This is a genomic window from Marinomonas sp. PE14-40 (assembly GCF_051623805.1).
In the GTDB taxonomy this organism is placed as follows: domain Bacteria; phylum Pseudomonadota; class Gammaproteobacteria; order Pseudomonadales; family Marinomonadaceae; genus Marinomonas.
Window position 1 is genome coordinate 2,725,929 of the sequence record NZ_CP130700.1, and the last position, 21,794, is coordinate 2,747,722.

A 21,794-nucleotide genomic window follows, 5' to 3' on the forward strand; every position below is an offset into this window, starting at 1 on the left:
TAATTCCAGAGTAAAATTTGGCTTATTCTAACAAGGCTTGAAAGATAAGTATTTATGAGATATAAAAATAAGATAAAGGGATTCATCCTTCTTCTATTTCTCTTCTCTTTTTCTGCATTCGCAGCGGATGAAGCTACAGGTGATGAAACACAAGCCAATGAGAATACAGCAGGGACAGAAAACATGCCTGCCAGCAAACCTCTTCAAGAGCGCAGCTTTACTCCATCACAAGTAAAACGCATTGAAGCGCTCACACGTCAAATTGAAATGAATGCAGCAGATGAAATAGAAAATCTCAGTTTTCAAGGAGATACATTTTTAGCACTACACAAAGTCGCTCAAAGCAACGACCCTCAAGGCTGCATCATTTTACTCCATGGAAACAATGAACACCCAGACTGGCCTAATGTTATTAACCCAGTAAGATCAGAACTAACCAAAAGTAGTTGGTGCACAATTTCCATTGAGGTACCAGATAGCTCAAAAAAAGAAGCACTAAGTTTTACTCCTAAAGAAGATAATGAAACCGATCAAGTTGAAGATAACACCTTATTAACCAATGAAGAGGTAGTGTTTGGCCGAATAGATGCGAGTATCGCGTTTGCGAATGAGAAAGGAATATCTAACATCAGCCTTTTAGGCTATGGCACGAGTGCCACTTACGCACTTAAATACAGTACTAGCAAGCAATTAAGTACTGGCGCGCTTATCTTGATTTCTGCAAGTACACCAAACCAACTTGCCTACTTCCCTTTTGTTGAGCTATTAAAAGGAAGCGCTCAACCTGTCCTTGATTATTATATTAGACCCAACCAGTTTGATCGACATTATGCGCAAGCTCGTCGTATTGCTATGCTACAAAGAGAAAGCCAAGCACCCAATTATACTCAAATAAAAGTAACCAGTAACAGCGAGTTCACTATTGATGAAAAACAACTAGTGCAACGTATTAGGGGCTTTTTAAAGCAAAACACACAGCAAAGGGAGCAATTAAAATCGCTCCCCGAGTTCAGCAAGTCGCTTTTCTATCAATCACCTTAGGCAGATGCTTTACGCGTCTTTTTGATTAAATCATAGGCGGACTGAATCTCTTGCGTCCGTTCTTTCGCAATTAACACCATCTCTTCTGGTAAACCTTTAGCCATCATCTTATCTGGATGATTCTGACTCATCAGCTTACGGTAAGCTTTTTTAACTTCAGCATCTGTCATTGATGCGGTTACACCAATTGCATCGTATGCAGCTTGCAGCATTTCTTTATCATTCAAGTGGCTCGCGCTACCACCATTTTGTCTAAATTGTGCCTGCTGCTTAATTTGCAAATGCAGCTGCTCAAACTCAGCAACACTGATCCCTAAATGGGCACATACTTGTGAAACTAAAGATTTTTCCTGCAGGCTAAAATCACCATCGGCATAGGCAGATACCAAGAGAATTTCCACCAAGGTGCGAGTCAATATACTTCTTTCACCCACAGCACTTTGAAAGCTTGCGAGCACTTCAACTAAATCAAAGGAAGCAGCCTTACCTTGATTGAAGAGCTCAATTGCTTGTTTTTTAGCCTCACCTTTAAGCCCCATTCTATCCATAACATCAGAGGCAAGTTTGATTTCTTCCGTTGATACAACACCATCTGCTTTCGCCAAACGGCCCATCAAAAGAAACAAGGTTTGAAAAAAAGCGGCCTGTTGTTGACGCACAGATCCACGTTTAATATTTAGGCCTGCTAAATTTGCCTTGCCAGCATCAATAATGTGACCAACAACCAAACCGAGCAAAATACCCAGTGGACCCATTAACAAATAACCCAAAACAGCCGCAACCAACTTCCACATGTGAACTTTTCTCCAGAATCAGTAGCCCAAATAGCACAGGTTAGATTATCATCTAGCCCAACTTATTACCCTAACAGGGATTTCTACCTTGCTATGCACAATTTGTTTAAAGCAACCAGTATACAACGCATGACCAACAAGATTCGTATCAAGTTCATTTTTTTACACAGTATTTTCTTTATTTCCACTGTTTCAGCAGCAGAATTAGACTGGTACCCAAGAGAAGCCTTAACTCAAGAACAACTATCTTCAGTTAAACAGTTCTGTCAGGGAGCTTACTTAGACCAATGGAAAGTTAACAAAGACCCTAATACTCGCGTTTTAGCCGACCTTATTGTGCGCACGGACGAAGGCAAGATGCGACTTAAAGGTGGCGCTGAAATTCTTCAGCCAAACCAATCTTTCGCAGCGGATGAAATTGAAGGTGAGCTAGATAAACACCTTCAACTTTCAGGTAATGTCGTAAGCCGCAAACAAGGTCATCTTATTAAGGCGTCAAATGCCAAAGTTAGCAACTCTGAAGAAGGCAGTGAAATTCTCTTTGAAGATGCTCAGTTTGTTTTTCATGAGACAGGAATTAGAGGTGAGGCTAGCAACATCAACAAAACTAAAAACGGTGTGATTTTTATCGAAGAAGGCTTTTACACAACCTGTGAACCAGGCTCTGGTGGATGGCAGATGTATGGCAGCTCGATTGCCTTAGATCCTAACATTGGTTTCGGTACAGCAAAGCACATTCAAATAAGAGTAGCGGGGGTTCCTGTATTCTATTTTCCTTGGATTTCTTTCCCTTTAGATAAACGCCGAAAAACAGGCTTCCTTTTTCCTTCTTTTGGCTATTCAAGTGATGATGGCGGCAGCTTTTCAACACCTATATATCTAAATCTTGCACCTCAGTTTGACGCTACCATTACTCCAAACTTTATAGAACATCAAGGAGAAGGTTTTGACATTGAAGCAAGATATTTAAATAAAAGGGGACTAACTACTTATGAAGAGTCTACTTTTTTTCATGATACAGAAAGCCAACAAACTCTAAGAAAACTGGAGTCTAAACAAACCATATCTGAAAACATTAACGCTCAACTTTTATTTGAAGATAATCCTACAGCAAATAAAGTACCTGAAGTGAGTTCTATTAGTCTTAGCGAAGAAGACAACTATGAACGTAGTACTAAGTTAAATTATAATGAAGGCAACTTTGCCTCATCTATTGCAATCAAGCGTTATCAAACACCTATAGCAACAAAAAATAAACCTTATGAGTGGGCTCCTAGAATTGATTCTTCTTTTCGCTACGATAATGACTGGCTAAGTTATAAACCTAACTTCCAATTTACAAATTATGAAGACCCAGATAGAAGCGATATTGATGGAAAAAGAAGTGTTATAAACCAAGATATTTACTTTGAGAAAAGTAATCAATGGGGCTTTTTTACTCCTGGCATCTTACATCAATATAGGTCCTATGATTTACACAATTACACTAACAATTCAAACTACAATGCTAATGTTAATCATTTTAGTTACTACTTAGATGCAGGTATAAGTTTTGAGCGAGCATTAGAAATTGACTCCAAACTATGGAGACAAACTTTAGAGCCTAAGCTTAGCTACTTGAATGCTCCATTTAAAGATCAAAGCGATATTCCAGACTTTGATACTAGTGAAAAGTCCCTTACTTATTCACAAGCTTTTAGTCATACACGTTTTAGCGGTAATGATTGGATTGGAGATACAGAACAGATTACTTTTGGTGTTGAAAGCCGAGTTTATGATCATAACAACAATGAACGCTGGGCATTTAAACTTGGGCAAATTTTTTTCCTAGCTGATAGAAAAATTGATATCGATTCAGGAAGCGATGACGATGACGATGATAGCGTTTATTATTCTAATATTGATACCTCAAGTGAAAGCCCTCTCTTAAGCGAATTAAGTTATAAACATAATGAACTTTTTAGCGCGTCGTTATCTCTTAACTATGACTTAAGTGAAAACGATTTGGAGCTAGCAAAAATTGCTAGCAGCTACTCTCCTAAAAACAATATCAACCTAAAAGCTAGCTATTTATACAAAATTGATGACGAAACTAGAGCTACTGATACTAAACAGGCCTCTTTTTCAGCTATCGTACCAGTTGATCAAAATTGGTCAGTTTTTTATCAAGAAGATTATGATTTACTAGATGATGTTCGCAGCAAGAAAATTGCTGGAGTAGGATATGAAAATTGCTGTGTAAAAGCACAATTAAGTTATCAACATTGGCGCGATGATGACGAGGTGTTTCAAAAGGGCATCTTCCTTAAATTTATTTTACGCAGCCTAAGCACCATTGGCCAAGACAATGGTGTTAGCAGCATAAGCGATACATACTGGAACTCAGGAAAAGTTGGATACGAATAATGAACAAACTATTTACTTTAATTTGCACAAGCCTAGTCGTGGCAAGCAGTTTCAGTTTTGCAGCAACCAAAATTGATGGTATTTCTGCCATCATTGATTCTAAAGCGATATTAGAAAGCGACATCACAACCCGCTTTAACATCATTAAAGATAGAGTGCCAAATGGGCAGATGACAGATAACATTCGTCGTCAAATTTTATCTCAGATGATCAATGAAACATTACAAGTAAATTATGCTAATCGCCTTGGCATTCGTATTAGCGATCAAGAGGTGAATAAAGCGATTTTAAATGTAGCAGCTAAGATGAATCAGGACTTAAATGGCCTAAAAAAATCATTAGCGCAGCAAGGCATTGATTATACGATTTATAGAAATCAGATTAAAAACGAGATTTTGCTTGGTAAGGTTAAAGGCCAAGTCATTCGTCAAAGAATAATTATTAGTGAACAAGAGATTAATGATTTTTTAAATTCAGACGAAGCTTTATCTAAAAACACAGACCAAGTTCATTTAAGACATATTCTTGTACGCGATAAAGCGGGTATTACAAGCTTAGAACAAGCAACACAAATAAAAAGCAGAATACAAACTGAACAAGATTTTGCTGATCAAGCCATTTCTCATTCCAGCGGCCAAGCAGCGCTTGAAGGCGGTAATTTAGGTTGGCGCCCAATGAACCAACTTCCTTTACTCTTTATCAAGTCATTAAATGCGAGTAACGGCCCACTCTATGGACCAATCGAGAGTAGTGCAGGACAACATTTATTATGGCTAATTGATAAGAAGTCATCACAAAATGCACTTCAACAACAAACTAAAGCCCGTCATATTTTGCTTTCGGCTAATGCGATTAGAGACCAGAAACAAACTCAGGAAGCACTTGAAACTATTTACCAACGTATTTTAAAAGGCGAAGATTTCGCTAGTCTTGCTAAAGAATTTAGTGAAGATAAAGGCTCAGCCCTTAAAGGCGGTGATTTAGACTGGACTGTACAAGGCACTATGGTGCCTGAGTTTGAAGCCGTCATGAACGAAACAAGTGTAGGCGGCGTAAGTAAACCATTTAGATCTCAATATGGCTGGCACGTATTAAAAGTAGAAGGTCGTCGCAGTCAAGATATTAGCGATAAAATAAAAGAAGCGAATGCTAAACAAGCCCTTATCGCTCAAAAACAAGATTTAGTTTTAAGCCAGTGGCTTGACGAACTTAAGAGCAAAGCCTTTATTGATATTAAGACAGATTCTTAATTCGGTCTGATCAATTTAGTTATGCCCAAGTGCCTACTCTTCGTAGGCACTCTTTGTTTAGCTTGCTCTTTAATTTAGGCAACACATAAATTTAGGTAGTAGATCCGTGAACACATCATCCGTACCGACTATTTGTATTACCAGTGGCGAGCCAGCAGGCATTGCGCCAGATATCATTTTAAAAGCACTACAACAGCCATTTAACGCAAGAATTCTTGTATTAAGTTCTTCAACTATCCTGCAACAAAGAGCAAAACAGTTAGGCATTGAACTTAAGATAAAAAACCATAAAACCAGTGAGAGCGTACTCACACACTCAGCAGGCCAGCTAGATGTAATCAACATCCCACAGGCATGTGAGGTCACGCCAGGCAAGCTGGATGTTAACAACGCTGAATTTGTCATTAAATCTCTAGAACTTGCCGCTGATGGCTGCCTGAACAATGACTTTGATGCCATAGTTACGCCGCCAGTTCATAAAGGCATATTATGCGAGACAGGCACTCACTTTAGTGGCCATACTGAATACTTCCAACAAAGATGCAACTCAGATCAAGTCGTAATGATGCTGGCAACAGAAGGGTTAAAAGTCGCATTAGCAACGACACACTTACCGCTAAAAGAGGTGAGCAGTGCAATCACTAAAGAGTCACTCACTCAAGTTATTGAAGCACTTAATCAAGATTTAAAAACGCGATTTGGCCATAAACAACCTAGAATTCTCGTTTGTGGATTAAACCCACATGCAGGAGAAGACGGCCATCTTGGTATGGAAGAGATAGACACCATCATTCCGGTATTAAAAACGCTAAATGCAAAAGGCATGTCACTGGTTGGCCCTTTACCTGCCGACACTCTTTTTTCTCCGAAAAATCTAGAAAACTGTGACTGTGTCCTAGCTATGTATCACGATCAAGGTTTACCTGTGTTAAAATACAAAGGCTTTGGCAATGCCGTCAACATCACTCTAGGGTTACCTATCATAAGAACCTCAGTTGATCATGGCACAGCACTTGAGCTTGCAGGTACAGGCGAAGCCAACGAGGGCAGTTTAATTATTGCGATCAACCACGCCATTGAAATGGCTAATAATGCGAAAAAAGTTTCCTAAATGAACAAAACACAACCCCACAAGGCGAGAAAGCGCTTTGGACAAAACTTCCTTCATGATCATGGCGTAATTCGAAATATCGTAGCCTGTATAGCCCCAAAAAAAGGCCAACGCATTGTTGAGATTGGCCCAGGTAAAGGCGCTTTAACTCAAGGTATTATTGCCGCAACAGAATCTATGGACGTAGTAGAGCTAGATAGAGACTTAATCCCTATCTTGAAAGTGAATCTTTTCCGCTACCCTGACCTTAGAGTTCATGAAGCGGATGCGATGAAATTCGATTTTTCGCAACTTGCCACTGAAGGAAACATTCGTGTTGTTGGTAACCTGCCTTATAACATTTCGACGCCACTTATTTTCCACCTTCTAAGCCAAGCCGACATCATTGATAACATGCACTTCATGTTGCAAAAAGAAGTTGTTGATCGCCTAGCTGCAAGACCTGGCGACAATCTATATGGCCGCCTTAGTGTCATGACGCAATATTACTGCCAAGTAGAATCTTTATTTGTTGTTGGTCCTGAATCTTTTGACCCAGCACCTAAGGTAGATTCAGCTATTGTTCGTATGACGCCTTATCGAGAGAAACCACATTTGGCAAATAGTCTTGAAACCTTAGAGCGAACTGTTCGTCTAGGCTTTCAGCAAAGACGCAAGACCTTACGTAACAACTACAAGGGCATTCTAAATAATGAAGATTTTGAAGCACTTGAAATTGACGCAGGCTTGAGACCAGAAAGACTTGATGTACCAGATTATGTCAAGATAGCAAACTACCTTGATAACAAGGAAGCCGCTAGTGCCTAACTACGACATTAAAATAGAAGTAAGTACCGACTATCTTATTGATCAGTCAACGCCAGAAGCTTCGCGCTTTGTCTTCGCTTATCATGTAAAGATTATCAACGAGGGCAAGAGTAAAGCTCAACTCATCTCTCGCCATTGGATCATCACAGATGGCAATGACAAGGTACAGGAAGTTAAAGGCTCTGGGGTTATTGGCTTACAGCCGCAAATTGAGAGCGGTAGTCATTTTGAGTATTCAAGTGGCGCTGTATTAGACACTCAAGTAGGCGTAATGCAAGGCAGCTATCAAATGCTCGGCGAAGATGGCGAACAGTTTGATGTAGAAATACCCATTTTTAAACTTGCTGTGCCAAATATGGTTCACTAGGAAAAGCTATGGCAACCTATGCAATAGGCGATATTCAAGGCTGCCTTCAGCCACTACTTAGTCTGTTAAAACAGGTCTCATTTGATTCCCAAAAAGACACTCTATGGATAGCGGGTGACTTAATTAACCGTGGACCTGAAAGTCTAGAAACTCTACGCTTTCTTTACTCAATAAAAGATAACCTTAAAATCGTATTAGGTAATCACGACCTTCATTTGCTGGCGATAGCCAGAGGACACGCCAATCTAAAGCGCAATGACACCCTCACTGAAATATTAAACGCTTCAGATAGAGACGTTTTGCTTGACTGGCTTCAAGCGCAGCCATTATGTCATTACGACCCTGAGTTTAACGCAATTATGTCCCATGCTGGAGTTCCTCCTTGTTGGAACTTAGAGCAAACACTTGCTTATGCTCAAGAGGCGAGCAATTTGTTGCAATCTGAGTATGCAAATGACTTTTTCAAAGTCATGTATGGCAATAAACCTAACCAGTGGGACCCAGAACTTATTGGCTTTGACCGTATACGAGCTATTATCAATTACCTCACTCGTATGCGTTTTTGTGACGAGAAAGGCAAACTTGATCTTAAATCAAAAGAAGCAACCAATAAGTCAGGCAATAAAGACTTTAAAAAATGGTTCAAATTCCCTTCTCAACTCCCCAAGGATTGCCAAATTATATTTGGGCATTGGGCTTCATTAGAAGGCAAAGTAAAAAAGAAACGAGTACACGCACTCGATACCGGTTGTGTTTGGGGAGGTAGCTTAACCGCCTTATGCCTTAATGATTGGCAGCCCTATAGCACACCATGTCCCATGATTAGGCCAATAACATGACATTTAAATGCATAGACATACAAGACGCCCTACCGATTATCGAACAAGAAGCGAACATTGCTGATATACGAGACCTAATGAGCTTTCAAAATGGTCATATGCAAGGCGCCATCCACCTGAGTAATGACAACCTTGAAGCTTTTGTGAATGAGCATGACTTTGATACTCCTTTAATTGTTTGTTGTTACCACGGCAATAGCAGCAAAGGCGCTGCAGAATACCTAGCAGCCCAAGGCTTTAAAGAAGCGTATTCACTAAACGGTGGCTTTACTCAATGGCAAGCAATACACCCAGAACGCAGTGAGTCTGAGTCATAAATGACAAAAAAAACACTCCCTTTCACTCACTATTTAGTGGGCGGAGCCGTTAGAGATGAGCTATTAAACCTACCTATCAAAGATAGAGACTGGGTTGTCACAGGCGCTACACCGGATGACCTTCTCTCCCATAATTTTCAACAGGTTGGTAAGCTTTTTCCTGTGTTCTTACACCCAAAAACAAAGGAAGAGTATGCTTTAGCTAGAACCGAGGTTAAAAAGGGACAAGGCTATACTGGGTTTATTTGTGATTTCTCGCCCGCCATTAGTCTAGAAGAAGACTTAGCTCGTCGAGACCTGACTATTAATGCGATTGCTAAGGATAAAGACGGCACTCTCATCGACCCTTATCAGGGAATAAGAGATTTAAATAATCGAATTTTTCGTCATGTTTCTGATGCATTTATTGAAGACCCCTTAAGGGTCATACGGGTCGCTCGATTTAGCGCTCGTTTTGAACAGTTTGGGTTTAATATTGCTTCAGAAACCTTAGTTTTAATGACTCAAATAAGTCAATCTGGTGAATTAGAAAGCCTAAACCAAGAGCGTATATGGCGTGAACTAGAAAAATCTCTTAGCTATCCTAACCCTGAGAGTTTTTTTAACGTATTAGATAGCTGCCAAGCCCTTGAACATGTTTTAGCAGACTTTGAGTGGTCTGCGATTGCGACCCTACTAAAGCAAGCAGACCAAAATTTATTATCTTCTTTTGATAATAAATATTTAGTTTGGGCCTATATTTGCCATCAAACCCCTCCAAACAAGCTGACACCTGCACTTGATAAATTAACCTGCCCCAATCAATTTAAGCATTATGCCAACCTTGTCAGTGAATTTATGCATAACACAAAGTTACCTATGAGTGCTGAAGAGTGGGATCAGTGGCTAGCTTTATTTACAGCAATCAAAAAGCCTCAAATTTTTAATGAATTCACCAAGCTTTTAAGCCGACTAACAGGTACAAGCATAAATGACTGGCATGATCTCAGATCAAATATCGCTAGCGTTAGCGCGAAAGATATGATGAAACAGGGACATAAAGGGGCAGAGTTAGGGCAAGCAATCAAACTAGCCCGAATAGCAAAACTTGAAAACAGCCTCAATCCTTTAGTAAAAGCAGTCGAAATAAACTAACACAAACAAAAATGCCCAAGTAAAAGTTGGGCATTTTTTGATCTCAACTAAGCAGCCGTTTATTTAAGTCTACGTTTAATTTTTACACCGACCGCTCTTGCTGAAGGCACTGCTCCAGGCTTTCTCAGCGTCAACTCAACCTCAGTTAGCGCAAACTTCGCCATCAAAGATTCAAGCAAACGCTCAGCCAAGGTTTCAATTAACTCAAACACATGCTCTTGGCAATAAGCCGTTATGTAATTTGAAATGGCTTCATAATCCAGTGTTTTAGATAGATCATCAGTAGCAGCGGGCACACGGTTGTCATGATTCATCACTAGATCAAAGACCAGCTGTTGCTTGATCTTTTTTTCCCAATCATAAACCCCAATTACGGCATCTGCCTGTAGGCCTTCAATAAAAACAGTATCAGTCATGTTAACCCTTTAATTTCTTTTCGTTGTTAATGCAGGCAGGTCTGCCAAGGGCCATCTCGCTCGAATATCTAGAGACAAATCAGACACTTGTCCATCTAATAAACGCTGCGCACCCGCATAGGCAATCATAGCGCCATTGTCAGTACAAAATTCTGGTCTTGCATTGAATACGCTAGCTCGTATTTTAGCTAGCTTAGCCTGAAGACTAGCTTGAAGCCTTTTGTTAGCACTTACTCCACCGGCAATGACAAGCTGTTTCAAGCCCTCTTGCTCTAGCGCTCGCTTACACTTAATCACGAGCGTATCCACCACAGCTTCTTCAAAAGCTAAAGCGACATCAGCCTTGAACTCATCATTCATATCACCGTCATCCATGGCTTTATGGACAGACGTTAAAAAGGCAGTCTTTAAACCACTAAAGCTAAAATCTAACCCGGGTCTATCAGTCATAGGGCGAGGAAATTTAAGACCGTCTCTTGCTTTGCCTTTTGCCGCTAACGCGGCGATCTGCGGACCACCAGGATAAGGCAGGGCAATCATTTTTGCGGCCTTATCGAACGCTTCACCAGCAGCATCATCAAGAGACTGGCCTAACAACTTGTATTCACCAATACCATCAACGCGTACCAATTGGGTATGACCACCAGAAACCAACAAAGCAACAAATGGCATCTTAGGTTGCTTTTCTTCAAGCATAGGCGCCAATAGATGTCCTTCCATATGGTGTACTCCAATAGTGGGTATATCTAGTGCAAAACCTAATGCACGGCCAATGGTCGCCCCCGCCATTAAGGCACCTGCAAGGCCAGGCCCTGTGGTAAAAGCAATGCCATCTAACTGTTTTTTATTCAAACCAGCTTCTGCTAACACTTCTTCAATCAGAGGAATGGTTTTTCGAACATGGTCTCGAGATGCCAGCTCAGGCACTACACCACCATATTCAGCATGCTGTTCAATTTGTGAATAAATTTTATTCGCTAGCAAGCCAGCTTGAGTATCATAAATAGCAATACCCGTTTCATCACAAGAGGTTTCAAGACCTAGCACTTTCATTACGGCTTATTCTCTTTATAAATTCGATATAGATTTGCAAAGCATTGTACCTGATCTCAAACAGGTAGAAAGGTTAGCGCAAAACAAAATTTCATTTTATCCGCTCAAATTAGTCTGTTAATGCCTTAACAACTGGACTTTAAGGAGCAAAACGCCTAGAATGCGCTCCGTTTTAAATAGATTAAATTAAAAGGCAGGTGATTTTCTTCGCTTTGGCTAAGCCAAGCACTCTTTATTAGGTCAAATATTTTTATATAAGCGCTTTGAATTAGTGCTATACCTTAACGGGTAGATAAAAGAGATGAAGTTAGGTCTAACAATTAATAAAGACCGATCATTATGTCTTCACAGAACGTTTTTAATGAGTTTTATACTCTTTTAAAGATTAAGCATTCTTCTTTTGAAAGCTTACACAAATGAGAGTATTATCTTCGCGTTTTTTGTGAACAAATTTAAAACATTTTTAATATAGGTAAATACATGCCAGCTGTAAAAGTAAAAGATAACGAACCTTTTGACATCGCTCTACGTCGCTTCAAACGCTCTTGTGAAAAAGCAGGTGTTCTTGCAGAAGTTCGTCGTCGTGAATGCTACGAAAAACCAACAACTCTTCGTAAACGTGCTGCTGCTGCTGCAGTTAAGCGTCACGCGAAAAAAGTTTCTCGTGAGCAGAAAAAATTCCAACGTTTGTACTAGGCCTTTGCCTTACTTGTAAGTCTTACTTACAAAACAAATGTTGATCTATAAGAAGAACTTGGTTCTACTTATAGCAAGAAAACGGCTAGTTCATACTAGCCGTTTTTTTTTCCATTTTATTTATTGACACTTTATGGAGCCAAACAATGTCAGCACTTAAACAAGAAATTTCAGCACAACTTAAAGTTGCCATGCGCGCTAAAGAAAAAGCCCGCGTCACCTTAATCCGCACTATGCTAGCTGAATGTAAAAAAGTTGAAGTTGATGAACGCATTGAGTTGGATGATGCACGAGTATTGGCAATTCTTGATAAGATGGTTAAGCAGCGTAAAGATTCAGTTAAGCAGTTTACCGATGGTGGTCGTCAGGATCTTGCCGATGTTGAAACAGCTGAAATCAGCGTAATCCAAGAGTTTCTACCGCAACCACTTACAGAAGATGAAATTAAAGATATCATTGAGAAAGCCGTTGCCGAAACAGGCGCTAGCTCAATGCAAGAAATGGGTAGCGTCATGGCTATCGTTAAACCTCAGGTTCAAGGTCGTGGAGACATGGGCCAAGCTAGTAAACTAGTTAAATCCATCTTAGGATAATCCCCCTTTAAGCCTTCACCCCAAACTAGTTTAATTTATACTACTTTGGGGTCAGCAACCTAGAGTGAGCTTTGTTTTATGGCAGGACGTATTCCAGATCAGTTTATTGATGAGCTACTCGCTCGAGTCGATATTACAGATATTGTCGCCTCTCGCCTCACCCTGAAAAAAACAGGTCAAAACTACACAGCTCTCTGCCCTTTTCACAACGAAAAGAGCCCTTCTTTCAGCGTCAATCCAGCTAAACAATTTTATTACTGCTTTGGCTGTGGTGCCGGCGGCAACGCCATTTCCTTTGTAATGGAAAACGATCACCTTGATTTTGTTGAAGCGATTGAATTGCTTGCCAAAGACGCAGGCATGGAAGTACCAAGAGAACAAGGCGCGCCAGATAGATACGAGCAAAATGCCGACCTTCTCAACCAACTTACTCAAAGTGCAACATTTTACCAAAGACAGCTCATCGAACACGAGCAAAAATCAAAAGCCACCCAATATCTAGCACAAGAGCGCGGGCTTTCTGGACAAATAGCCAAAGTGTTTGGACTAGGATTTGCCCCCCCAGGCTGGGATAATCTATTACAGTCACTTGGCAAAAAAATCGAACAAAAAGAGCAGCTTTTATTAGCGGGCATGCTGATCGAAAAGAAAGATCAGGAAGGTCATTATTATGACAGATTTCGTGATCGCATCATGTTTCCTATTAGAGACTCTCGCGGACGAGTTATTGCCTTTGGCGGCCGAGCATTTGGCGATGAAAAACCCAAATATTTAAACTCTCCAGAAACCCCTGTTTTTCAAAAAAGCCAAGAATTATATGGCTTATATGAGGCTAAACAAAACACCCAACAACTTGATCATATCCTCATTGTAGAAGGCTATATGGATGTCATCGTGCTGGCTCAGTACGGTATAACAAACGCCGTTGCCACTCTTGGCACCTCAGTAAACAGCAACCATATTCGCAAACTTTTCAAACTCGTTAGCAAAGTAACATTATGCTTTGACGGGGATAAAGCAGGTCGTGCAGCCGCTATCCGTGGATTAGAAGCCACCCTACCTGTGATGCAAGACGGAAAACAGGTTCGCTTCTTGTTCTTACCTGAAGGAGAAGACCCTGATTCACTGGTAAGAGAGATAGGCAAAGAAGGCTTTGAAGACAGGCTTGAAGACTCAAGTTCACTATCACATGTTCTATTTGAACATGCACGTAATCAAGTAACGCTTGCAGATGAAGAAGGGGAAGCTCAGTTTGCCCAAAACGTAATGTCTCAAATCCAAGCATTACCAGACATCACATACAAATCGGTACTACTCAAACAACTAGAAGAACAAGCAGGCATTGATACCAGTAAGTTATCAGCACAAAAACCTAAATACCAAAGAAGTTCAGAGCCTGTACCTCAAGTAGAATCATATGACAACGCTCAGTACGCTGAATATGATGATATCCCTCTGCCCGATCATCTAGCTTATGATCACGACGACTCTCATTATAACTATTCAGGCGCACCAGCTGAACCTGGCTTTCAACCTAAGAAAAAAAGCAACAAAAAACCATTCAATAAAAAACAGTTTGGCAAAGGAAAGTGGCAAGATGAAGAGGAGCTCCCTCCTCCTATGGCTGCAGCACTTAACCAAACTGAACATGCCATTTTATGCCTTTTGCTACATCCTCACATAGCAAATGACATTGAGGTAAGTGACCCCTTACTAAGGCAGCCAGATTTAGACACGCAAATTTTTAGTAAGGTATGGCGCTATTTTTGTAAAAATCCAGACAAAAACCTAGGACATTTACTTGGATCTTGGCACAACACAGAACAAACAGAAAAAATTTATCATCTTTTAAACCATCAAGACGCTCACACTAAATTCAAATTAGTTGATGCAAAACAAGAGGTTAAAGACATGATAGCGAGCAAGGAAGAAAGTTTAGGATTAAATAACGCAATTACACGCTTGAAAAGTAAGGGTAATGAAACCATAAAGGATAATAACAGCCGTGAAGAATTAAGAAGACTTATGGAGCAAATTCGCAAGAACAAGTAAGCTAGTGTTAACTTTTTCCTTGCCAAAAGCACTATAAATCTAGATAAATCTCATTGATTTTGCTAAAATTTACGGCTAATTCTCTCTAACGCATTCTAACATAGGTCGTCTAATGTCAGACAATCAACAATCACGCCTCAAAGAGCTGATCGCAAAAGGTAAAGAGCAAGGTTATTTGACCTTTGCCGAAGTTAACGACCACCTCCCTGATGACCTTTCAGATCCAGAACAGGTCGAACAAATCATCGCCATGATTAACGACATGGGGATAGTGGTTGGTGAGTATGCCCCAGATAAAGAAAACCTTCTCATGGAAGAAGGTGACTCTACTGATGAAGCAGCTGCTGAAGAAGCTGCTGCTGCTCTAGCGGCAGTTGAAGGTGATGTTGCTCGTACTACGGATCCTGTTCGCATGTATATGCGTGAAATGGGTACCGTAGAGCTACTTACTCGTGCTGGCGAAATAGCTATCGCTAAACGCATTGAAGAAGGTACTCGAGAAGTAATGGCTGCGGTATCTTACTACCCAGGCGCAGTACAAACACTTCTTGATGCATATGAAAAAACTAAAGAAGAAGAAGGTCGCTTAAGCGATATCTTTAGTGGTTTCATTGACGGTGATGGCGAAGAGCCTGTTTTCGAAGACGCACCTTTAGTCGAAGAAGTTTCTGAAGAAGAACTTGACGAGTCGACTGAAGAGAGTGACGACAACGAAGATGAGGAAGAAACAGATAACGGTCCAGATCCAGAAGAGACAGCGCGCCGTTTCGGTGAGATCGAGCGCAATCACAAAGAGTTACTAGTACTACTTGAAACACATTCACGCCAAGACTCCATTGTTAAAGAAAAACAAGAAGAGCTAAGCGTTTGTTTTGCACCAATTAAACTAGTACCTAAAATCTTTGATGATCTAGTAGATCGCGTGCGTAGTCGTATGGACAAAGTACGTGAACAAGAGCGCATTATAATGCAGGTATGTGTACGTAAAGCCGGCATGCCTCGTACAGAATTCTTAAAGCGTTTCCCAAACAATGAAACGAATATCCAGTGGTTCCCTGATCAAGTTGCTTCAGGTGCAGGATATGCAGCAGCATTACAAGAAAACGAAGCTGAATTTATGCGTAGTCAGCGTAAACTTCGCAACATTTCGAAAGACACGGGTCTAACCATTGTTGAACTGAAAGAGATCAACCGTCGCATTTCGATTGGTGAAACACGTGCTCGTCGCGCCAAGAAAGAAATGGTTGAAGCGAACTTACGTCTTGTAATTTCTATCGCGAAAAAATACACAAACCGTGGCCTACAATTCTTGGACCTTATCCAAGAAGGTAACATTGGCCTAATGAAAGCGGTTGATAAGTTTGAATACCGTCGTGGTTATAAGTTCTCTACTTATGCTACTTGGTGGATTAGACAGGCAATTACTCGCTCTATTGCAGACCAAGCAAGAACAATACGTATTCCAGTACACATGATTGAAACAATCAACAAACTGAACCGTATTTCTCGCCAAATGCTGCAAGAAATGGGTCGTGAAGCAACGCCAGAAGAACTTGCTGTTCGTATGGATATGCCTGAAGACAAAATTCGTAAGGTCCTTAAGATAGCTAAAGAACCTATCTCTATGGAAACTCCAATTGGTGATGATGAAGACTCGCACCTTGGTGACTTTATAGAAGATGATGGCGCTGAATCACCAATTGATACAGCAACTATCGAAGGTTTAAGAGAAGCAACTACCAGTGTTTTGTCTGGCCTAACAGCACGTGAAGCAAAAGTTTTACGTATGCGCTTTGGCATAGATATGAACACTGACCATACGCTTGAAGAAGTAGGCAAACAGTTTGATGTAACACGTGAACGTATTCGTCAAATTGAAGCAAAAGCCCTTAGAAAACTTCGTCATCCAAGCCGCTCTGAGCATTTGCGCAGCTTCCTAGATGAATAGATTTTTCTAGCGTTATAAAAAAACCGCAGCTTGCCTGCGGTTTTTTTATACCTAATTTTTAAGCAATAAAGCTGGGCATTTGTCACAAATTTGTCTTAAACTTAAAACATAATAAATCAGGATTAACACCAACACTTAATTATTTAAAAAGTGAATAAGCCTTTAAGATCAATATTCTAAACACTTTTTAAGAACACCTAAATAATTTAGCCTAGTGTTAATTGAAACAAAAACTTAATCCCAAGGAAGCGTTAACAAGATCAACATATTTAAATAATGATCCAACAGGAGTCATGCATATGGAAAAAGTATTTGTCTTAGACACTAACGTTCTACTCCATGATCCACTTGCTATATACGCCTTTGCAGAGCACAAGGTCGTTATCCCAATGACAGTTCTTGAAGAGCTGGACATCATCAAAGACAGGCGCGACAAAGATGTCAGCCGAGAAGCCCGACTTGCCATCAATACAATCGACAAAATCGTAGGCGATGCTTCTCCCAAAGAACTTCAAGCAGGTGTATCAATACAAACCACCTCTGCCGACAATGCTAAATTTTCAGGCTGTCTAGCCATTTTTCCAGATCAACAAATCAAACAAAACGATAACATCCCTTTTTTGAATGGTAATCATGACCACGCTAACGACAACCGCATTATCAATGTCGCCCTTAGCCTTCAAGCCACCAACCCAAGAGACAGAGTTTGCTTAGTTACTAAAGACATCAATATGCGCATCAAAGCGAAAGGCTCAGGGTTAGAAAGAGTCGAAGACTACAAAAAAGACAAAGTACTCGATGACGTGGACTTACTCAGCAAAGGGTACGTCCATTACGAAGGGCAATTCTGGGACACCATAGATAAAGTTAAAACAGAAAGCCATGGCAGACATACTGTTCACCTACTGCCAAGAGATGCAATAGAGCAAGTCTTTAGCAATATGTTTATCACAGACGACTCAGAGTTTGTTGGTTTCGTTTGTAATCTAGATGATCAATACATCTACCTACTTGATTTAAATCGTGCGGCCTTAATGCACCAAAGCTTTTGGGGAATAAACCCAAGAAACCTAGAACAAGCCATGGCCTTTTACTTATTACGTCATGAGAATTCAGATTTGATGATAATGACAGGGCCCGCAGGTTCAGGAAAAACTTTGCTTGCACTTGCTTATGCATTACAGGTTAGCATGGAAGAGAAGCGTTTCAATAAAATTATCGTGGCTCGCTCTACCCCTCCAATGGCAGAAGATATAGGGTTTCTACCAGGCACAGAAGAAGAGAAAATGGCTCCTTGGCTAGCAGCATTCGATGATAATTTAGAAATTTTACACGGGGCTGATGAACACTCAATCAGTAGCATTGACTATGTTAAACAAAAGGCAAATATACAGTTCAAATCGCTTAACTTTATGCGCGGTAGGTCCTTTAACAACGCACTTATTATCGTAGATGAAGCTCAAGGCCTAACTCAATTTCAACTAAAATCCATTGTGACTCGTATTGGTAGCAATTCACGAATTATTGTCCTTGGCAACTTGGCACAAATTGATAACAAATACATTACCCCTCTTACCTCAGGCTTAACTTACCTAGTAGAAAAGTGTAAGCACTTTAACTATGCCAGTGTTATGCATGTAAACGGTATTGAAAGAAGTCGTTTAGCAGAGTTTGCAGAAGAGAACCTTTAATTAAACTTCATTAGCAATTAAGACAAAAAAAGGGAAGCCAGTTAATGACTTCCCTTTTTTAGCAAATAAGCTAACGCTAAAGCTGCTTAGCCAAAGCCGTAATTTCATCCCACTTACCCGCTTCTATCAGGTCTTTAGGTACTATCCAAGATCCACCAACGCACAACACGTTTGGCAAAGCCAAATAATCTTTATAGTTTGCAGGACTCACACCACCTGTTGGGCAGAAGCTAATATCCGCTAATGGACCTGCAAAAGCTTTAAGCGCCTTCACTCCACCATTCACTTCGGCTGGAAAGAATTTGAAATGATCATAGCCGTATTCCATACCCAAAAGGATATCTGAAATGGTTGCTACAGCTGGCAGGTAAGGCACGTCATACTCTTTACCTACCGCCAGCAAATCTGGCGTCATACCTGGGCTAATAATAAACTGAGAGCCCGCTTCAACCGCTTTTACATACTGCTCACGAGTACACACTGTTCCTGCACCCACAATTGCTTCTGGCACCTGCTCTCTCAAAGCCGAAATAGCTTCCAACGCAGCTTCAGTTCTTAAGGTCACTTCCAATACCGGCACACCACCGGCAACGAGCGCTTTACCTAAATTAATTGCTTGCTCAACATTCTCAACCACAATTACAGGTACAACTGGGGTAGAAGTCATTACTTCTCTAGCTGTTAATTGACTCACCATTATTCCTATCCTCTATAAATTTGTTTGTTAAAAATCAAAAGTCGTTGTTTACAATAAGGATTAGTAATCGTGCCAATTACGGCCATCACGAATAGGCAGAGCCATAGATGCAGCCGGCCCCCAAGAGCCTGACGCATACTCTTTAGGTCGCTCACTTGTTTGACTCCAAGCTTCCATAATGCCATCAACCCATTTCCAAGCAGCCTCAACCTCGTCGTAGCGCATAAATAAGGTTGCATCGTTACGCATAACATCAAGCAACAAACGCTCATAAGCTTCTGGACTACGCTTATTGTGAAACGCCTCAGTCAAACTCAAGTTAAGGTCGACCGGCTGAAGGTTCATCCCTTCGCTTGCCCCAGGCACTTTATTCATCACTGTTAAAGAAATTTTCTCTTCTGGCTGAAGACGAATAATTAGCTGGTTACGCTGCATTTGGCGATTACTTTCATCACTAAAAATACTATGAGGAACCGCTTTATATTGAATGACAATTTCAGAGTAACGCTCACCTAAACGCTTACCTGTACGCAGATAAAAAGGCACACCAGCCCAACGCCAGTTATCGATATCAGCTCTTAAAGATACAAAAGTTTCGGTACGAGAATCAGGACTAGAACCCTCTTCATCAAAGTAGCCCTGTACAGAGTTACCATTGACCACACCTTTAGCATATTGCCCACGAACTGTTTTGGTATAAGCATTAGCGCCTGTAATTGGACGCAATGCTTTAAGCACCTTAATTTTTTCATCACGTACAGAGCTTGCATCCATTCTGCCAGGGGGCTCCATAGCAACAAGACATAAAAGTTGAACGAGATGGTTTTGCACCATATCACGCAATGCCCCGGCCTTATCATAATAGCCCCAGCGACCTTCAACACCGACAGTTTCAGACACTGTAATTTGAACATTATCTATGTGTGCGCTATTCCAAAGCGGTTCAAACAAAGTATTACCAAAACGAATTGCCAGTAAATTCTGAACCGTTTCTTTACCTAAATAATGGTCGATACGGAAAACTTGGCTTTCATTGAAGTTTAATTTCACTTCCGTATTAATTGCTCTAGATGAAACAAGATCTCGTCCAAGCGGCTTTTCTAATACCACTCGCATACGATCTTCACTTAAGCCTACAGCGGCCAAAGAAGATGAAATAGGACCAAACAGGTCAGGAGAAGTAGCAAGATAAAATACAACGTCTTTATTGTTTTCACCCACACCATGATCATTAAAGCGAGAGAAATCTGCTGGTTCTTGTGCGTTTACTGAGACGTAACTCAAGCGTTCTTTAAATCTTGGCCAAGTTTCATTATCGTCAATGCTAGAAGGCACAAACTCATCCAAAGCGTCTCTTACTTTAGCTTGATACTCTTGTGCCGTCATATCTCGTCGTGAAGCGCCAATAACACGAGTTGTAGGGGTTAATAGACCATCCATATCTAAGTGGTAGAGAGCAGGTAATAATTTACGCATGGCAAGGTCACCACCTCCACCGAAAATTACAACATCACAATCTTTTAAACGGGAATTACTCATTACTCTCTCCATTATTTGACGCTTTTACTAGATATGAAGCATATTTAGCACAACCAATTAAACCTGGGTGCTCCGCCGTTACAACAAAAGTAGGAATAGCACTAACTAGGTGTCGCATACGCCCCTTTTCTTCTAACGCCTGTCTAAAGCCACTTTCAATAAATTCAGTTAAATACCTTGGTACTATGCCACCTGCGATATATACACCACCACGGGCTTCGACATTTAAAATTAAATCTCCTATCACACGTCCTAGGTAAACAAAAAATTGTGACATACAGGCAACTGCCAAAGGCTCATTTTCTTTAAACGCCCGACCAATTTCTGGCGCAGTTAGATGTTTATCTAAACCTTGTTTATGAGCCAAAGCCGCATAAATATTTTCCATTCCCATGCCGGACAACACTCGCTCAGCAGACACCCTGTGATGCCGCTCACGCAAATAAGATAAAATATAGTCTTCCTGTTCAGTACAGCTTATTAAATCAACGTGACCACCCTCTCCGGGTAACACATAGCCAATATCAGTCTGAGGGATGACACAGGCAACACCTAAACCAGTACCGGGCCCAACAACCCAAGCAGGCTGAGTTGAATCAATCTTACCCTCACCAACCGCAACCAGATCTTTTTCTTCCAGCACGTCTAACGAGTGACCAATAGCATCAAAGTCATTCAATAAGGCGAGTTTTTTATCAATACCGAAGTAAGCAGCTAAATCATCACGGGTAAATTGCCAGTCATTATTAGAAAAGCGAATCAAAGGCTGATTCACAGGCCCAGCAATCGCTAAAACAACGGCAGAAATAGATTCAATAGAAATGCTGGCTTGGGAAAGGTACTTATTCAGCGCTAAAAAAAGAGTTTCGAACTCTTCACAAGGTAGCACTTTAATTTCTTGGACTTGAGTGCTGCCAATTGGAGACAATGCAAAACGTGCATTTGTGCCACCCAAATCAGCAATAAGTGCATAAGACATAACTAGACTCGATCTAAATTTAATGAAATTTTACTACATAATTTCACTAAAAAACATACGGAAA

20 protein-coding genes are annotated in these 21,794 nt (G+C 40.6%); 14 read left to right on the plus strand and 6 right to left on the minus strand.

Annotated elements, in window-relative coordinates; translation table 11 throughout:
- Positions 1–54: 54 nt before the first annotated feature.
- Complete coding sequence (locus tag Q0A08_RS12620; RefSeq protein WP_438461905.1) at positions 55–1,041, plus strand: DUF3530 family protein; 987 nt, start codon at positions 55–57, stop codon at positions 1,039–1,041.
- On the opposite strand, the gene djlA is transcribed toward Q0A08_RS12620, so the two are convergent.
- Positions 1,038–1,835 carry a co-chaperone DjlA gene (gene djlA / locus Q0A08_RS12625; protein WP_438461906.1) on the minus strand — a complete coding sequence of 266 codons (798 nt, stop codon included), beginning with the start codon at positions 1,833–1,835 and terminating at the stop codon, positions 1,038–1,040. The genes Q0A08_RS12620 and djlA overlap by 4 nt on opposite strands.
- Positions 1,836–1,928: 93 nt before the next feature.
- Between djlA and Q0A08_RS12630 the strand changes: the two genes are divergently transcribed.
- The 8 genes from Q0A08_RS12630 (at position 1,929) to Q0A08_RS12665 (ending at position 10,066) form a co-directional block, all read left to right on the plus strand.
- The gene (locus Q0A08_RS12630; protein WP_438461907.1) at positions 1,929–4,241 is read left to right on the plus strand and encodes an LPS-assembly protein LptD; all 2,313 of its coding nucleotides are present in this window, start codon (positions 1,929–1,931) and stop codon (positions 4,239–4,241) included.
- The gene (locus Q0A08_RS12635; RefSeq protein WP_438461909.1) at positions 4,241–5,491 is read left to right on the plus strand and encodes a peptidylprolyl isomerase; all 1,251 of its coding nucleotides are present in this window, start codon (positions 4,241–4,243) and stop codon (positions 5,489–5,491) included. The genes Q0A08_RS12630 and Q0A08_RS12635 overlap by 1 nt, the downstream gene beginning before the upstream one ends.
- Positions 5,492–5,597: 106 nt before the next feature.
- Positions 5,598–6,602, plus strand: a complete 1,005-nt coding sequence (gene pdxA / locus Q0A08_RS12640) for a 4-hydroxythreonine-4-phosphate dehydrogenase PdxA (protein WP_438461910.1) — start codon at positions 5,598–5,600, stop codon at positions 6,600–6,602.
- The gene (gene rsmA, locus Q0A08_RS12645) at positions 6,603–7,409 is read left to right on the plus strand and encodes a 16S rRNA (adenine(1518)-N(6)/adenine(1519)-N(6))-dimethyltransferase RsmA (RefSeq protein WP_438461911.1); all 807 of its coding nucleotides are present in this window, start codon (positions 6,603–6,605) and stop codon (positions 7,407–7,409) included. It abuts the gene before it with no gap.
- Positions 7,402–7,776 carry a Co2+/Mg2+ efflux protein ApaG gene (gene apaG / locus Q0A08_RS12650; protein WP_438461912.1) on the plus strand — a complete coding sequence of 125 codons (375 nt, stop codon included), beginning with the start codon at positions 7,402–7,404 and terminating at the stop codon, positions 7,774–7,776. Before rsmA ends, apaG begins: the two co-directional genes overlap by 8 nt.
- An 8-nt stretch (positions 7,777–7,784) precedes the next feature.
- Positions 7,785–8,615, plus strand: coding sequence for a symmetrical bis(5'-nucleosyl)-tetraphosphatase (locus tag Q0A08_RS12655; protein ID WP_438461913.1), 831 nt, complete (start codon positions 7,785–7,787; stop codon positions 8,613–8,615).
- On the plus strand, positions 8,612–8,932 hold the full coding sequence (gene glpE / locus Q0A08_RS12660) for a thiosulfate sulfurtransferase GlpE (protein WP_438461914.1): 321 nt from the start codon (positions 8,612–8,614) through the stop codon (positions 8,930–8,932). The genes Q0A08_RS12655 and glpE overlap by 4 nt, the downstream gene beginning before the upstream one ends.
- The gene (locus Q0A08_RS12665; RefSeq protein WP_438461915.1) at positions 8,933–10,066 is read left to right on the plus strand and encodes a tRNA nucleotidyltransferase; all 1,134 of its coding nucleotides are present in this window, start codon (positions 8,933–8,935) and stop codon (positions 10,064–10,066) included. It abuts the gene before it with no gap.
- A 59-nt stretch (positions 10,067–10,125) separates the two neighbouring features.
- On the opposite strand, the gene folB is transcribed toward Q0A08_RS12665, so the two are convergent.
- Together folB and tsaD are read right to left on the minus strand one after the other, a co-directional pair.
- A complete protein-coding gene (folB, locus tag Q0A08_RS12670) occupies positions 10,126–10,482 on the minus strand; it encodes a dihydroneopterin aldolase (RefSeq protein WP_438461916.1) in 357 nt (118 codons plus the stop codon).
- 9 nt (positions 10,483–10,491) lie between these two features.
- Positions 10,492–11,535 carry a tRNA (adenosine(37)-N6)-threonylcarbamoyltransferase complex transferase subunit TsaD gene (gene tsaD, locus Q0A08_RS12675; protein WP_438461917.1) on the minus strand — a complete coding sequence of 348 codons (1,044 nt, stop codon included), beginning with the start codon at positions 11,533–11,535 and terminating at the stop codon, positions 10,492–10,494.
- Positions 11,536–12,015: 480 nt separating this feature from the next.
- On the opposite strand from tsaD, the gene rpsU reads away from it, so the two are divergent.
- From rpsU to Q0A08_RS12700, 5 genes are all read left to right on the plus strand, one after another.
- Positions 12,016–12,231, plus strand: coding sequence for a 30S ribosomal protein S21 (rpsU, locus tag Q0A08_RS12680; protein WP_009835737.1), 216 nt, complete (start codon positions 12,016–12,018; stop codon positions 12,229–12,231).
- 146 nt (positions 12,232–12,377) lie between these two features.
- Entirely contained in the window at positions 12,378–12,824 is a 447-nt protein-coding gene (locus tag Q0A08_RS12685) for a GatB/YqeY domain-containing protein (RefSeq protein WP_046016667.1), read from the plus strand.
- Between the two features lie 78 nt (positions 12,825–12,902).
- A complete protein-coding gene (gene dnaG / locus Q0A08_RS12690) occupies positions 12,903–14,876 on the plus strand; it encodes a DNA primase (protein WP_438461918.1) in 1,974 nt (657 codons plus the stop codon).
- Positions 14,877–14,988: 112 nt separating this feature from the next.
- On the plus strand, positions 14,989–16,824 hold the full coding sequence (gene rpoD, locus Q0A08_RS12695) for an RNA polymerase sigma factor RpoD (RefSeq protein WP_438461919.1): 1,836 nt from the start codon (positions 14,989–14,991) through the stop codon (positions 16,822–16,824).
- A 299-nt stretch (positions 16,825–17,123) separates the two neighbouring features.
- Positions 17,124–18,515: a PhoH family protein gene (locus tag Q0A08_RS12700; protein WP_438461920.1), complete on the plus strand. Its 1,392-nt coding sequence runs from the start codon at positions 17,124–17,126 to the stop codon at positions 18,513–18,515.
- A gap of 76 nt (positions 18,516–18,591) precedes the next feature.
- Here the strand turns inward: Q0A08_RS12700 and Q0A08_RS12705 are convergent, their stop codons facing one another.
- Genes Q0A08_RS12705 through glk form a run of 3 tightly spaced genes read right to left on the minus strand, consistent with a single transcriptional unit; the run spans position 18,592 to position 21,730 of the window.
- Positions 18,592–19,212, minus strand: coding sequence for a bifunctional 4-hydroxy-2-oxoglutarate aldolase/2-dehydro-3-deoxy-phosphogluconate aldolase (locus tag Q0A08_RS12705; RefSeq protein ID WP_438461921.1), 621 nt, complete (start codon positions 19,210–19,212; stop codon positions 18,592–18,594).
- A gap of 60 nt (positions 19,213–19,272) precedes the next feature.
- Complete coding sequence (gene zwf / locus Q0A08_RS12710; RefSeq protein WP_438461922.1) at positions 19,273–20,751, minus strand: glucose-6-phosphate dehydrogenase; 1,479 nt, start codon at positions 20,749–20,751, stop codon at positions 19,273–19,275.
- Entirely contained in the window at positions 20,744–21,730 is a 987-nt protein-coding gene (gene glk, locus Q0A08_RS12715; RefSeq protein ID WP_438461923.1) for a glucokinase, read from the minus strand. The genes zwf and glk overlap by 8 nt, the downstream gene beginning before the upstream one ends.
- Between the last annotated feature and the right edge of the window lie 64 nt (positions 21,731–21,794).

Coding starts and splice junctions, on each gene's coding strand:
- Q0A08_RS12620 (WP_438461905.1), top strand. CDS start 55: ATGAGATATAAAAATAAGATAAAGGGATTCATCCTTCTTCTATTTCTC.
- djlA (WP_438461906.1), bottom strand. CDS start 1,835: ATGTGGAAGTTGGTTGCGGCTGTTTTGGGTTATTTGTTAATGGGTCCA.
- Q0A08_RS12630 (WP_438461907.1), top strand. CDS start 1,929: ATGCACAATTTGTTTAAAGCAACCAGTATACAACGCATGACCAACAAG.
- Q0A08_RS12635 (WP_438461909.1), top strand. CDS start 4,241: ATGAACAAACTATTTACTTTAATTTGCACAAGCCTAGTCGTGGCAAGC.
- rsmA (WP_438461911.1), top strand. CDS start 6,603: ATGAACAAAACACAACCCCACAAGGCGAGAAAGCGCTTTGGACAAAAC.
- Q0A08_RS12655 (WP_438461913.1), top strand. CDS start 7,785: ATGGCAACCTATGCAATAGGCGATATTCAAGGCTGCCTTCAGCCACTA.
- glpE (WP_438461914.1), top strand. CDS start 8,612: ATGACATTTAAATGCATAGACATACAAGACGCCCTACCGATTATCGAA.
- Q0A08_RS12665 (WP_438461915.1), top strand. CDS start 8,933: ATGACAAAAAAAACACTCCCTTTCACTCACTATTTAGTGGGCGGAGCC.
- folB (WP_438461916.1), bottom strand. CDS start 10,482: ATGACTGATACTGTTTTTATTGAAGGCCTACAGGCAGATGCCGTAATT.
- tsaD (WP_438461917.1), bottom strand. CDS start 11,535: ATGAAAGTGCTAGGTCTTGAAACCTCTTGTGATGAAACGGGTATTGCT.
- rpsU (WP_009835737.1), top strand. CDS start 12,016: ATGCCAGCTGTAAAAGTAAAAGATAACGAACCTTTTGACATCGCTCTA.
- Q0A08_RS12685 (WP_046016667.1), top strand. CDS start 12,378: ATGTCAGCACTTAAACAAGAAATTTCAGCACAACTTAAAGTTGCCATG.
- dnaG (WP_438461918.1), top strand. CDS start 12,903: ATGGCAGGACGTATTCCAGATCAGTTTATTGATGAGCTACTCGCTCGA.
- rpoD (WP_438461919.1), top strand. CDS start 14,989: ATGTCAGACAATCAACAATCACGCCTCAAAGAGCTGATCGCAAAAGGT.
- Q0A08_RS12700 (WP_438461920.1), top strand. CDS start 17,124: ATGGAAAAAGTATTTGTCTTAGACACTAACGTTCTACTCCATGATCCA.
- Q0A08_RS12705 (WP_438461921.1), bottom strand. CDS start 19,212: ATGGTGAGTCAATTAACAGCTAGAGAAGTAATGACTTCTACCCCAGTT.
- zwf (WP_438461922.1), bottom strand. CDS start 20,751: ATGAGTAATTCCCGTTTAAAAGATTGTGATGTTGTAATTTTCGGTGGA.
- glk (WP_438461923.1), bottom strand. CDS start 21,730: ATGTCTTATGCACTTATTGCTGATTTGGGTGGCACAAATGCACGTTTT.